At 47.2% G+C, this 12,173-nt stretch carries 13 protein-coding genes; 9 read left to right on the top strand and 4 right to left on the bottom strand.

The genetic code is table 11. From position 1 onward, the window contains the following. Positions 1-9: 9 nt before the first annotated feature. Positions 10-822, bottom strand: a complete 813-nt coding sequence (locus KNO78_RS05990) for an alpha/beta fold hydrolase (protein WP_078147177.1) — start codon at positions 820-822, stop codon at positions 10-12. Positions 823-893: 71 nt separating this feature from the next. Continuing rightward, a complete protein-coding gene (rnhC, locus tag KNO78_RS05985; protein WP_374193980.1) occupies positions 894-1,808 on the bottom strand; it encodes a ribonuclease HIII in 915 nt (304 codons plus the stop codon). A 119-nt stretch (positions 1,809-1,927) separates the two neighbouring features. Here rnhC and KNO78_RS05980 point away from each other — a divergent pair, with 119 nt between their 5' ends. The 7 genes from KNO78_RS05980 (at position 1,928) to KNO78_RS05950 (ending at position 10,041) form a co-directional block, all read left to right on the top strand. Further along, entirely contained in the window at positions 1,928-2,326 is a 399-nt protein-coding gene (locus tag KNO78_RS05980) for a hypothetical protein (protein WP_196430893.1), read from the top strand. Beyond that, positions 2,326-2,847 carry an NfeD family protein gene (locus KNO78_RS05975; RefSeq protein ID WP_074036559.1) on the top strand — a complete coding sequence of 174 codons (522 nt, stop codon included), beginning with the start codon at positions 2,326-2,328 and terminating at the stop codon, positions 2,845-2,847. Before KNO78_RS05980 ends, KNO78_RS05975 begins: the two co-directional genes overlap by 1 nt. A 3-nt stretch (positions 2,848-2,850) precedes the next feature. Beyond that, positions 2,851-4,371, top strand: coding sequence for a flotillin lipid rafts scaffold protein FloT (locus KNO78_RS05970; RefSeq protein WP_074036561.1), 1,521 nt, complete (start codon positions 2,851-2,853; stop codon positions 4,369-4,371). Between the two features lie 131 nt (positions 4,372-4,502). Beyond that, positions 4,503-5,474 (top strand): BMP family lipoprotein, encoded by a 972-nt coding sequence (locus tag KNO78_RS05965; RefSeq protein ID WP_159562516.1) that lies wholly within the window; start codon positions 4,503-4,505, stop codon positions 5,472-5,474. After that, on the top strand, positions 5,471-7,114 hold the full coding sequence (locus tag KNO78_RS05960) for a methyl-accepting chemotaxis protein (protein WP_074036563.1): 1,644 nt from the start codon (positions 5,471-5,473) through the stop codon (positions 7,112-7,114). The genes KNO78_RS05965 and KNO78_RS05960 overlap by 4 nt, the downstream gene beginning before the upstream one ends. Positions 7,115-7,346: 232 nt before the next feature. Further along, a complete protein-coding gene (locus KNO78_RS05955; RefSeq protein ID WP_078147171.1) occupies positions 7,347-7,922 on the top strand; it encodes a helix-hairpin-helix domain-containing protein in 576 nt (191 codons plus the stop codon). A gap of 1 nt (position 7,923) precedes the next feature. Beyond that, the gene (locus KNO78_RS05950; protein WP_214690735.1) at positions 7,924-10,041 is read left to right on the top strand and encodes a DNA internalization-related competence protein ComEC/Rec2; all 2,118 of its coding nucleotides are present in this window, start codon (positions 7,924-7,926) and stop codon (positions 10,039-10,041) included. Positions 10,042-10,102: 61 nt separating this feature from the next. On the opposite strand, the gene KNO78_RS05945 is transcribed toward KNO78_RS05950, so the two are convergent. Continuing rightward, entirely contained in the window at positions 10,103-10,267 is a 165-nt protein-coding gene (locus KNO78_RS05945) for a YqzM family protein (protein ID WP_012726678.1), read from the bottom strand. Between the two features lie 90 nt (positions 10,268-10,357). Between KNO78_RS05945 and holA the strand changes: the two genes are divergently transcribed. After that, positions 10,358-11,368 (top strand): DNA polymerase III subunit delta, encoded by a 1,011-nt coding sequence (holA, locus tag KNO78_RS05940; protein WP_236548987.1) that lies wholly within the window; start codon positions 10,358-10,360, stop codon positions 11,366-11,368. Between the two features lie 9 nt (positions 11,369-11,377). Next, positions 11,378-11,815, top strand: a complete 438-nt coding sequence (locus KNO78_RS05935; RefSeq protein WP_214690736.1) for a GNAT family N-acetyltransferase — start codon at positions 11,378-11,380, stop codon at positions 11,813-11,815. A 27-nt stretch (positions 11,816-11,842) separates the two neighbouring features. On the opposite strand, the gene rpsT is transcribed toward KNO78_RS05935, so the two are convergent. Beyond that, a complete protein-coding gene (gene rpsT, locus KNO78_RS05930; protein ID WP_012726675.1) occupies positions 11,843-12,103 on the bottom strand; it encodes a 30S ribosomal protein S20 in 261 nt (86 codons plus the stop codon). Positions 12,104-12,173 lie beyond the last annotated feature (70 nt).

Raw genomic sequence — 12,173 nt, 5'->3', positions numbered from 1 at the left:
CGTCCTGAATTAGCTCATTTGTAATGAGCGTGCTTGAATCTGATCGTCGATAAAATTCATCGACAATGCATTGAATTGATCGGGTTGGTCTACATTGACCACATGACCAGAGTCTGCAACGATTTCAACATTGGCTGTCGGTTGATGTTTCGCTGTCCGCTCGACAGCTTCAAGAAACATATAATCCTCATCACCCATAATATACAAAATCGGGACGTTCGTTTGAATCGAAGTGAACTGATTCAATAAAGGATTAATATTTTCCGTCATCTTGAACCAACGGATAAACTCACGTTGACATAAGTTCGCCGCATCGCGGACGAACATCATCCGAGACTTCTTGTGACGCTTCTTCGGGAGTAAAATCCATGCGAATAATTTATATAACCACATATAGGGGACGAAGTTTTGCACGAGACTACCAAGTCGGATGAGCAACGTGGAGCGCACATTAAATTTTACAATGGCTCCGCCGAGGACGACTGATGCGATTCGATCCGGATAGTGCTCAAACATCGCCTGAATCACAATCGTCCCTAAAGAAAGACCGACCATGTGCCCTTTTTCGATACCTAAGTGATCCATGACTTCAATCACGTCTTTGGCAACGACATCAAACGTATAGGCATTCAATGGTTGTTTGAGCGACTGTTCAGCATCGTATGAACCGCCATGACCGCGTAAATCGACGAGCAGGACATTATATTTTTTACGGAAGGGACGAAGTTGGCGATACCAATGCGATAAACTTCCTCCGGCCCCATGTATAAAGATGACCCAAGGATGGTCATCACTAATCGTGTAGGTTTTATAATGCAACATGAACGCTATCCTCCAAAAATTTTAAGTTCATTTAACCGTAAAACGAGTATATCATACTTGATGTCGAAGCTCTACAAACGACGTTCATTCAAGTTGATGGCTTTCTTTGTATTCGCAAAATGGACTTTAGCAATCTTTTGTAAATAATCCTGTCCATGACCTCGAATGATTTGAGCGGCGACTTGGTCGACTTTTGCTCCTGCCCCTTTCGGGAGGGTCAATCCTACTTGTTTACTTAGTTTGTCCATTTCTTTTAAGAAGAAGGCGCGAGCTAAAATGGAAGCAGCTGCGACGGCGACATGAAGACCTTCTGCCTTGGTTGAAAAGTAGACATCGTCGCGCACGATATCCCGCTCTGCCCGCAAGTGTTGATAGTATACCGACTTCTCTGCGAATTGATCGATTAGAATGGCATCGGGTTTCTGTCCGATTTTCTCAAGCAACGCTCGAAGTGCAGCATTATGGGCGATGGCGGTCATTTTACCTTGTGTCATCGTCCGTTGCATGTTGTTATATGTTGGATTATGCAGTGTTGCTTTTTGATAGGGAATCGTAGCGTGTAAATCTTTCGCAATCCGGATGATTTCAGGGTCGGATAACTGTTTTGAATCTTTCACGCCGAGTTCTTTGACGAGTGCGATTTGATCGCGTGAGACAAAAGCCGCTACGACGACGAGTGGTCCGAAGTAGTCTCCTTTTCCGACCTCGTCGCTTCCAATGACAGACCAACTTGAAAATCCTTCAGGTAAGAGGGTGTTCGGTGCGGATGCTTGTTTCTTCTCAGCAGGTAGTCCCCATTTCACTGCCTCGGTCTCAGCATCTTTTCCTTGGAACATCACTTTCCCTGATTGATAAACCGTTACGACAAATCCCGGTGTCTTGGCGCTGAATGACGCATATGGTGGTGGCGCGACTGCATACTCATGATACATTTTCTTTAGTTTTTCTTGTGATGCGGATGATAGCTTGATGACTTGGTTGCCCAACATGAGCACTTCCTTTCTGTCTGGCAAATTCATTTTACATTTTTTTATGATTTTTTGAAACCGAAGATGAGGTTTTATCGTATATGGAGATGAGTAGAGAAAAGTGAGGTGAGGTGGACGTGTGGTGGCGCGATGACACGCAACGAGATGAGGTAGAGGAATTATACAAGCACATTCTCGAACTCGAGGCGAGAATTGCTAAATTAGTAGCTCATCAAGTGAGAGTGCGTCGGCTACTGATGCAAGATTCTTCTGAGGGCGTGACGGATCAAGTCGTTCAAGTTCAAAAAGAAGTGGAATATTTTTTAAACAGGATGCGACTCGAACGACAAGAATTTGTCGACATATACAATCGGCGACGGATTGAACGTTCCATTGGTCGAGTTCGAGAAGTGAACGACTTATCCACTTCATCACTGTCGGAGTGGGATGAAATTGAAGATCGGCTTGCATTAGAAGTCGAACAACTTCGACGCGTACTGATGATGGAACAAAAACGTCGACAGGAGGGGTGGTAATGGAGGCAATCGATCAACTTTATTGGTGGGTGTTGATCATCGCTGGTCTTGGAACCTTTATTTACATGATGTTTTCCGATGCGTTCGATATGTTTGAAGGTTGGTTCAACCCTGCAGTCATCCTATCTTTCTTAGCACTAGGGGCAGGAATTGGGCTCATCTTAAACGCATTGGCTCACGTTTCCCCGATGATTGGGCTCGCTGTCGCATTGATCGGGTCTCTTGCTCTGACGACGCTTCTCTATTTGTTTGTTCTCTTACCGCTCTCAAATGCGGAAGAGTCCATTGGTTTGACGGATGAGGCATTAGTTGGACGTGTCGGACGATTGACCGTGCCCATTCCTGAAGGCGGATACGGTGAAGTCTTGATTGAGACAGTGACGGGATCGCTTTTAAAGACGGCTCAAAGCTTAGACGGTACATCGATTTCGACAGATCGTCGGGTAGTTATCATTGAAGTAAAAGGCAATATCGCAATCGTCATGCCATATGACGAACCTACAATTCGAGAGGAGATATAACACATGAATACGGCTATTTTAGTCAGCATTATCGTCGGGGTCATCATCCTCGCACTTGTGTTTGTATTCGTACTAAAATATCGCACAGTCGGACCAGATGAGGCACTGATTGTGACAGGTAGTTATTTAGGCAAGAAAAATGTACATAGCGATACATCCGGTAACCGCGTCAAAATCATTCGTGGCGGCGGGACGTTCGTCTTCCCAGTATTCCAGCAAGCAGAACCGCTCAGCTTGCTCTCAAGCAAATTAGAGGTCACGACACCTGAAGTGTATACAGAACAGGGTGTCCCGGTCATGGCGGACGGAACAGCCATCATTAAAATCGGCGGATCGATCAGTGAAATCGCGACAGCGGCTGAGCAGTTCCTCGGAAAACCGAAGATTGAACGTGAAAATGAAGCAAAAGAAGTGTTAGAAGGCCATTTGCGCTCGATTTTAGGTTCTATGACCGTTGAAGAAATCTATAAGAACCGTGACAAGTTTTCGCAAGAAGTTCAACGAGTTGCATCACAAGACTTAGCGAAGATGGGGCTAGTCATCGTATCATTCACCATCAAAGACGTTCGAGATAAGAACGGATACTTGGAATCGCTAGGGAAACCGCGTATCGCCCAAGTGAAGCGTGATGCTGATATCGCGACAGCAGAAGCGGATAAAGAGACGCGCATCAAACAGGCGGAAGCAATGAAAGATGCGAAGAAGGCCGAGCTTGAGCGTGCGTCTGAAATCGCGGAAGCTGAGAAAGAGAACCAACTTCGGATTGCGGCTTATCGCCGTGAGCAAGATGTTGCCAAAGCGCGGGCCGACCAAGCGTATGAGCTTGAGGAAGCGCGTGCGAAACAAGAAGTCACTGAACAACAGATGCAAGTTCAAATCATCGAGCGTCAAAAGCAAATCGAGCTCGAAGAGAAAGAAATCATGCGTCGTGAGAAACAATATGATTCAGAAGTGAAGAAAAAAGCCGATGCGGATCGATACTCGATTGAACAGTCTGCCGCTGCGGATAAGGCACGTCAAATCGCAAGTGCGGATGCAGAGAAGTATCGTATTGAAGCACAGGCGAAAGCCGATGCGGAACGCGTACGTTTGGCAGGTCTTGCAGAAGCGGATTCTGAACGTGCGAAAGGTGAGGCAGAAGCTGAAATTATCCGCTTGACCGGTCTTGCCGAAGCGGAAGCGAAAGAGAAGATTGCCGAAGCCTTCGCGCAATACGGGCAGGCTGCGATTCTCGATATGGTCGTCAAGATGCTTCCTGATTATGCGAAAGAAATTGCATCGCCACTTGGAAACATCGATCAGATTACGGTCGTCGACACGGGGAGCGGTCAAAACGGCGGTGCCGGGAAAGTGACAGGTTACGCAACCGACCTCATGGCGTCGCTTCAACAAACATTAAAAGCTTCTTCGGGCATTGATATGAAAGACTTGCTCGAGAACTTTGCGGGGAAAGGGAACGTTGCAACAGCTCCTACACCGGAGCGAGAATTAGCTGATACGACGGTCGCTGCTTCAAAAGAATAAGTGTACGAAGCCATGGACGATGTCTATGGCTTTTTTTATTGCCACAACTTTTAAAAAAAATAATGTAGAATAGCCCTTTCTCGGTCGATATAAGTGTTGTCAGACCATTAGAGAGAGGGAGTATTGAATATATGAAGAAAAGTATAATGCTCAGTACAATCACGGCTTGCACCCTTTGGTTGTCCGGTTGTCAGTCAGTTATCGACAATCCAAGTGCCACTGTCGAAGAACGACAGACGATGGGAGTTGTTTTATCTGACGTTGGTCTCGGGGACCAATCGTTCAGTGACGCAGCTATGCGTGGGATGGGTGAGCTACGTGAAACGGGCGATTGGTTCGTTGATTATCGTGAACTATCCGAAACGGAGACATACAAAGTTGGTTTTGAAGAATTGGTAAAAGAGGGACATGACGTAATTGTCGGTCTCGGTTTTGCGTGTCAAGAAGACTTAGAGGCCGTAGCGGCTGAACATCCGGAACAGCAATTTGCTTTGATCGATGGCGTGTCCGAACTTCCAAACGTCTTGAATATCACGTTCGAAGAGGGAGAGGGAAGTACGCTCGCCGGCGCCGTGGCTGGTCTTGAGACAGAGTCCGATACGATTGGATTTATCGGTGGGATGGATATGGAACTCATTCAAAAATTTGAAGCAGGATTTGAACGTGGCGCTAAAGCGGTGAACGAAGATGTCGAGATGCTCGTTGATTTCTCGAATGATTTTGCTTCACCAGAGCTCGGTCGCGAACTCGCTGAGAAACAAATTAAAGCGGGAGCAGATGTTCTGTATGCTGCAGCTGGACTTACAGGAGTCGGTGTACTCGAGACGGCTGAAAAATACGGCGTCAAGGCAATCGGGGTCGATAGTGATCAATCGATGATTGCACCAGATGCGGTTGTGACGTCGATGTTGAAACAAGTTGATTTGGCGATTGTAGAAATCGCGGGTCGTGTGACCGAAAAACCATTTAATGAACACGTCATCCTTGGAATTGAAGAGGGCGGCGTCGGCTTGGCTCCGCTTCGTCGCATTCAATGGGATGAGAAAGAAACATCAGAGTATGAATCGGTAGAACGTCAGTTGAAGGAGGGGACACTTAAATGAGTTTACGTAAACGTTTTATCTTCTCAACCGTCTTCACTGTCGTCTTAATCGTACTGATGATGAGTTACGTCTTGTCGACGTTGAATCGCTTGCAAACATATAACGAGCAGTATGGAAGTCAAATGATTGAATTGTCTCAACTTGAAACGTCACTCCTACAAGAACAATCCCTCTGGACGTCACTTGGCGAACAGTCGAACCAATCTACATTGACTCAATTAGAGCGCATCCGTGTGACGAACGCGGAAACATTCGATGATTTAAAACAGTCTTATTTGATTCCGGCATTTTCAAATCATTTAGACCGTGCCACGATGAAGTACGAACAGGTGAACGAAGATGTCGAGTCGGCACTTGAAGGTGGTATCGGAGCTCGGATCCAGGCAGCGAAACTAGAAGGTTTGTTAAATGATATCAATACGTTGATTGCAAAGAACGGTTCATTCTATGAAGCGCTTCAAGTAGAGGCGGCAAATGAGACGGAACGTCTCTTGTTGATTTCGGTCCTTTTGACGATTCTTGTCATTCTTGCGCTCGGAATCTATAACTTCTTCTTTGCCCGTTCGATCACTCGACCACTCGAAAAAAATGTCAAGGTGGCCGAAGCGATTGCAGCCGGACGTCTCGTCACGTTGCCTGAGTCGACGCGCAATGATGAAATCGGACGTCTTGAACGTGCCATGCGTGAGATGACGGCGTCTCTTCAGACGGTGATCGGGTCAATCCGAGTCACATCAATGAAAGTGAACGGGATGACCGAAACAGCCGCAGCCGAAAATGAAGCGGTCGTGAGTACGACATCTAACATCACGAACGCAGTTGATGAGATGGCACACGGAGCACAGTCGATTGCAAATGAGTTGCAAGAAACGCTCAGCTCAGTGCATACGATGGCAACTTCATTTGAGACGAGCTTGAACCAGACGAAACAAACGACGGAAGAAACGTCAGAAATGACACGTGAAGTAGCGGCTGGAATTGAAACATTAACGGACCAGGAGCACATTTTAGATCGTTCAAGCGAACGGAATGAAGTGCTTGTCACGCGAATGGACCACTTTGCACGACAAACGGCTGAGATTGAGGCGATGGCGAAGCTTGTCGAAGACGTCGCGGCTCAGACGAATTTACTTGCCCTCAATGCGGCAATCGAGGCAGCCCGTGCGGGAGAAGCGGGACGAGGATTTGCTGTCGTAGCAAGTGAAGTGAAGAAGTTGGCGGAAGAGAGCAACAAGGCGACTCGCTCTATTTTCCACGTCGTCGAGACGATCCAGCAAGAAGTCGTCCGTTTGACGGAAACGGTGAATGAGTCAAAACGCGAGCAAGAGGCGCAATTAGAAGCGTTCGGATTGACGAAAGAAGCATTCAACCGAATCCATGAACGGACAGACCACGTCGCTTCGTTCGTACGCACGATCGAACAAGAGATGCGCACATCGAGTAACGAGGTAAACAACGTCTTGCGTCGGGTTGAAGAAGTATCTGGGGTGACGGAAGAGTTGGCCGCAGGAAACGAAGAAGTGGCAGCCTCGATGAAAGAACAGCAGGCAAGCTTCGATCAAATCTTTACATTGATGCAAGAGTTAGAAGGACAGGCAGCGGCACTCGCTGACCAGGTTCAGCATTTCGAAGAAGAATAATCGAACAGTGAACAGTAGGAACGGAGGCCACGTGATGGTCTCCGTTTTTTCCGTCATTCTATAACCTGTTCATAGAAATTGTGTCGATGAATATCGTTACATGTACGAGTGCGATATGGAACATGCAAACAAATCATTTCCTAAAGTTAAGATTGTGGGGAAGAATGAGACGTGTTTCGAAACAGCTGATTCGCCATACTGAACGTAACAGTCGAACAGGGTGGTGATTCGCTTGGAAAGATGGAAACAACTCGTCATCGGTCTCCTAGTCGTTCTTTTTTTAGGAGTGGGCTATTTGTTTTATCAAAAGGAACCGGAGCAACGAATGGTGGACGAGTTCGTCATGGAACCTGAGGAGGTCACGCCGACCACGACCCCAGAGCGTATGGAGCTCGTTGTGTATGTGACAGGTGCGGTTGAATCTCCGAACGTATATACCGTACCAGAAGGGGCGAGAGTGGGCGATGTGCTCTCTTTGGCAGTCCTGACAGACGAAGCTGACCCAGAGCAGTTAAATTTAGCACAGTTGTTAGTTGATGGAGTCAAAATCATCGTGCCGAAAAAAGGAGAAACACCGATTTCGCAAGACTCAGCGAGTCCTGAGGTCGAAACGAACGGTGTTCATGTCAACAGTGCGACGAAAGAGGAACTGATGACGGTTCCAGGAATTGGTCCAGCCAAAGCCGAGGCGATTTTAAATCATCTGAAAGCGAACGGCCCATTTAAAACATATGAAGCGCTAGGTGATGTGAAGGGGTTCGGCGAAAAGACATTAGAAAGTATGAAGCCATATTTATTGGTACCTTAAGATGCCGCTGTTTCCATTGTTTGCGGTACTCATTGTAACCGGTCTGAAAGAAGGATTCTATTTGGTCTCTGTGGTCGCTATTGTCTTTTATCTGGTCACACGACGTGGGCAAGGCCTGTATGCGAAAGCCGGAGTGATTGGACTCATCTGTATCGCATCGTTCCATACGACCCCTACAGAATCGTTACCGTCAGACACGATTTCCTTCTCAATCGAAAGTCGAAAAGAGAATGGGAAATCGGTAAGACTATACGGGAACGTAGACGATCTTCAGGGCGTCTTACGAGGACGCGAATTAGAACACGGACGACCTGGAGAGACGTGCCTCGTGCAAATCGAAGTAGAGGCGTTTCAACCGTTACGAAACACCGGGGGATTTGATGAACGGGCTTGGGCACGGAGTTCAAACGTATCCTTTAAAGGGAAGGTGAAGCGAATCGACACGTGTCGTCCGACGGCAGGGTGGGACGGTCGGTTGTTGCGTTGGAAAGAACAACAACTTCAACAAATTGAGCATCGTCATCGTGCGGATGTCGCATTATATATGGAGGCATTATTGTTCGGAGAGAGTCGAATGCTAGATGAAAAGACCTCATTTTCTTATCGTGTGACGGGCCTTCTTCATCTTCTTGTGATTTCCGGTTCACATATTGCCATGTTGATCGTGGCCATGCGCATATTGATGCAGCCAATCCCTATTCGACGTGAAACGAAGACGGTACTGATGATCTTTAGTATTACGATGTTCGGATGGATGACTGGTTTTTCCCCACCTGTTGCAAGAGCTGTCGTCGTCGCAGATGCGATCCTCTTTCTCTCTCTTTTCGGTGTGACGATTCGAGACCCGATTCGGCTCTTGAGTTGGTGTGCGGCGGGCATGTTGGCCGTTCAACCGTTCCTTCTCACGAATCTGGGTTTCCAATTGACGGTCGGGATGACCTTCTTTTTGTTAGTCACGAGACAAATCTGGACAGGACTAATCGAGTTGTCCGTTTTCGCACAGCTGTTTGGGCTGATTGTACTATGGCAAGTACAACCGGTTCTATCCGTCGCGGCACCGATATGGAATCTCGTGATGGCCATCTGTATCTCGTGGATCATCATGCCACTCGCATTTGTCACATGGATGATTCCTTCAATTGCCCCGTTGTTCATGATTGTGTTGGATGAGATCAATGGAATGTTCGCCCTCCACGATGATTTACGACCTTGGCTTCCGTTGCACGATCTGGCATTGCCGTCGCAAATCGCATTGTTGCTAGGATTGTGGGGGAGCTTGACGCTGATGAATCGAAAACGATGGATCGGATGGGGGGCGGCCATCATGACATGTGGGTTGATTGCGGGATGGTCAGAATGGTCGGAATCCTCCAGGGTGACCTTTTTGGATGTCGGGCAAGGTGATGCAATCGTCGTAGAATCGGGAAGAACGATTGGTGTCATTGATGTAGGAGGCGTATTTCAAGATCCAAACGAGCAAAAGCGAAGCACATTTGACCCGGGGGAAGATGTATTGGCCCCTTATTTATGGAAGCGTGGGGAGCGTTCGCTTGATTTTGTCCTGTTGACCCATGCGGATCATGACCACATCGGCGGATTAGAAGGATTATTGAAAGTGGTGACGGTGGAAGAACTTTGGATATCAAAAGAAGTGGCGAATGCTGAAAAACGAGAAGAACTGCTACACTTAGCAGCGGCCTATGATGTATCGGTCCATTATCTCGAGGCAGACGATCGTCCGACGCCATGGATGTGGATTGTGGCACCGAATCGGCGACATGAAGATGAAAATGATCATTCGATTAGCCTTTACATGAATGTAGGTGGCATGCGGTATCTATTGACAGGAGATTTGCCGATAGAGGGAGAAGCAGAGTTACCGACGCTTGACGTCGACGTATTTAAATTAGGGCATCACGGATCCAACACGTCGTCGGGGGAAGAACTACTTGAGCGAATCGATCCAGAATGGATCATTGCGAGTGTCGGTTCGAACAATCGATATGGACATCCGCACATAGAGACGTTACGACGGGTTGTGGGCAGACGTCTATTACGAACCGACTTAAATGGAATGATTGTCTGTGAAGAGAACATGTGTCGGGGGATCATCGAGTAGTACGGGATAAAATGTGATACACTAAAAAACGATTGCTCCCCCGGGGCAATCGTTTGATCACTTATAGACTTAAGAATTTGATGATGACACCGATGAAGAAAATCGTGAAGAAAAAGCCAAATGGGACGATGAAGCCGATCGCAGAGTCGATGGCGTCATTACGTTTGCATTGAACGTCATTTTCAAACGGGTTTTCACTCGGTGGGCGTACTGAGTTGATTTGCATATTAGGTCCCTCCTTATCATACTTCCTTTATAAGTATAGCGAATCATGGGAAGATAATCTATGTTTAGATGAGAATAAATTGTGAAAGTGGTGTGTGTTTTGAATGAACCGTGGTTACATAATGGAAAACTGGCGAGCGTCTATGTTCTCCATGGCACCGAAAAATATTTGTTAGAGACGTGGGAACGTGAAATCGTGAAGGCGGCCAATCCATCCGGTGATCAATTTGATGTCATGCAACTAGATCTTCTAGAGACGTCACTCGATACGGCGCTTGATGAAGCGGAGACGGTCCCTTTCTTTAGTGAATATCGCACGGTTATCGTGAAAAATGCCCAGTTCTTAACGGGTGCGAAAGAGAAGCAAAAGCACAATGTCGACCGCCTGGCGGAATATGTCGTGCAACCGGCGACTTACTCGGTTCTTGTCTTAATTGTTGAGTCAGAAAAACTCGATGAGCGGAAAAAAATTGTGAAGCGCTTGAAAGAGCGTGCCATCGTACTCGAAGCGAAAAAACCGAGCCAAAACGAACTGATGCGATACGTGAACGATGCATTGAGTCGTGAACAACAAAAGATGGAGCGCTCTACGATGGAGCGTCTTTTATTCCTATGTCAGGATGATTGGGGAAAGTTGGTTCGTGAATTAGAGAAGCTACAGTTGTACGCGGGAACGGGTGCGACGATTCCGATTGAGATTGTGAATGATTTAGTTCCCCGTACATTAGAAGATAACATCTTTCAACTCTCGGAGCTTCTCGTCAAACGTCAAGCAGATGCAGCGCTTCGATTGGTTCGGGATTTAGAGAAACAAGGGCAAGAACTGATTGGACTACTCGGGTTGCTTGCTAGACAATATCGGAACATGTACCTGTCAAAACAGTTGACGGAGGCAGGTTATGGAGAGAAGCAAATCGCATCGAAAATCGGGGCCCACCCGTATACAATCAAATTGGCGACACAAGCGAGTCGGGGCTTTTCCGAGGCTCAGCTCGCACGAGCGCTGACCTTGATTGCAGACGCGGATGAAGCTATGAAAACGGGACGTGGTGACAAACAAATCGTGTTCGATACGCTCGTTTGTCAACTGGCCTTATTGTGAGGTGAAGGAATGGGATTCAAACAAGTGACACTTCAAGACGTGATTCCGCTCCGTCATGTTGTGCTCAGACCAGGAAAAGACGTTGAGACGTGTTATTTTGAAGGGGATGAGGCACCGACGACGCGACACTTCGCTTGGGTTGAAGGCAATCGAGTGCTATCGGTCGCTACAGTCATGCTGTCCCCGAAACAAATCGAGGGTGAGGGGATTCCGCTCCAACTCCGTGGTATGGCGACGGATCCTTATGTTTCGGGACGAGGAATCGGCTCTCGGTTTTTACAGGCACTCCATGATGAGCTGGGATGTTCATGGTGGTGTAATGCGAGAGAAGTGGCTGTCCGATTCTATGAACGAAATGGGCTTACACGAATCGGAGAGCCATTCGACATTCCTGAGATCGGTCCTCATTACATCATGGTATACAAAAAAACAGCCGGCTCCGAATAGGAGGCGGCTGTTTCGTGTGATCTCTAATTAGAGAGCAGCGATACGAGCTGCGAGGCGTGATTTATCACGACCTGCTTTGTTTTTGTGGATAAGACCTTTTGATGCAGCCTTGTCGAGCTTCTTCGTAGCGAGGACGAAAGCTTCTTGAGCAGCTTCTTTGTTTCCTTCGAGTACGAGAGCATCAACACGTTTTACTGCTGTACGCATTGCCGCTTTCTCTTGTGAGTTCGCAACACGACGTTTTTCAGAAGTTTTTGCACGTTTGATTGCTGATTTGATGTTTGCCATTGTTTGTCACCTCCTGAAACAAGAAAGTGTATGTTCTTATTACTTCAAGTAATCATTCAACAGAACAAGC

It is taken from the genome of Exiguobacterium sp. s132 (assembly GCF_018617235.1).
Lineage (GTDB): Bacteria > Bacillota > Bacilli > Exiguobacteriales > Exiguobacteriaceae > Exiguobacterium > Exiguobacterium profundum.
This window is presented reverse-complemented; position numbering and strand designations above follow the sequence as displayed.

Coding starts and splice junctions, on each gene's coding strand:
- KNO78_RS05990 (WP_078147177.1), bottom strand. CDS start 822: ATGTTGCATTATAAAACCTACACGATTAGTGATGACCATCCTTGGGTC.
- KNO78_RS05935 (WP_214690736.1), top strand. CDS start 11,378: ATGGGATTCAAACAAGTGACACTTCAAGACGTGATTCCGCTCCGTCAT.
- KNO78_RS05960 (WP_074036563.1), top strand. CDS start 5,471: ATGAGTTTACGTAAACGTTTTATCTTCTCAACCGTCTTCACTGTCGTC.
- KNO78_RS05965 (WP_159562516.1), top strand. CDS start 4,503: ATGAAGAAAAGTATAATGCTCAGTACAATCACGGCTTGCACCCTTTGG.
- KNO78_RS05950 (WP_214690735.1), top strand. CDS start 7,924: ATGCCGCTGTTTCCATTGTTTGCGGTACTCATTGTAACCGGTCTGAAA.
- KNO78_RS05975 (WP_074036559.1), top strand. CDS start 2,326: ATGGAGGCAATCGATCAACTTTATTGGTGGGTGTTGATCATCGCTGGT.
- KNO78_RS05970 (WP_074036561.1), top strand. CDS start 2,851: ATGAATACGGCTATTTTAGTCAGCATTATCGTCGGGGTCATCATCCTC.
- KNO78_RS05945 (WP_012726678.1), bottom strand. CDS start 10,267: ATGCAAATCAACTCAGTACGCCCACCGAGTGAAAACCCGTTTGAAAAT.
- rpsT (WP_012726675.1), bottom strand. CDS start 12,103: ATGGCAAACATCAAATCAGCAATCAAACGTGCAAAAACTTCTGAAAAA.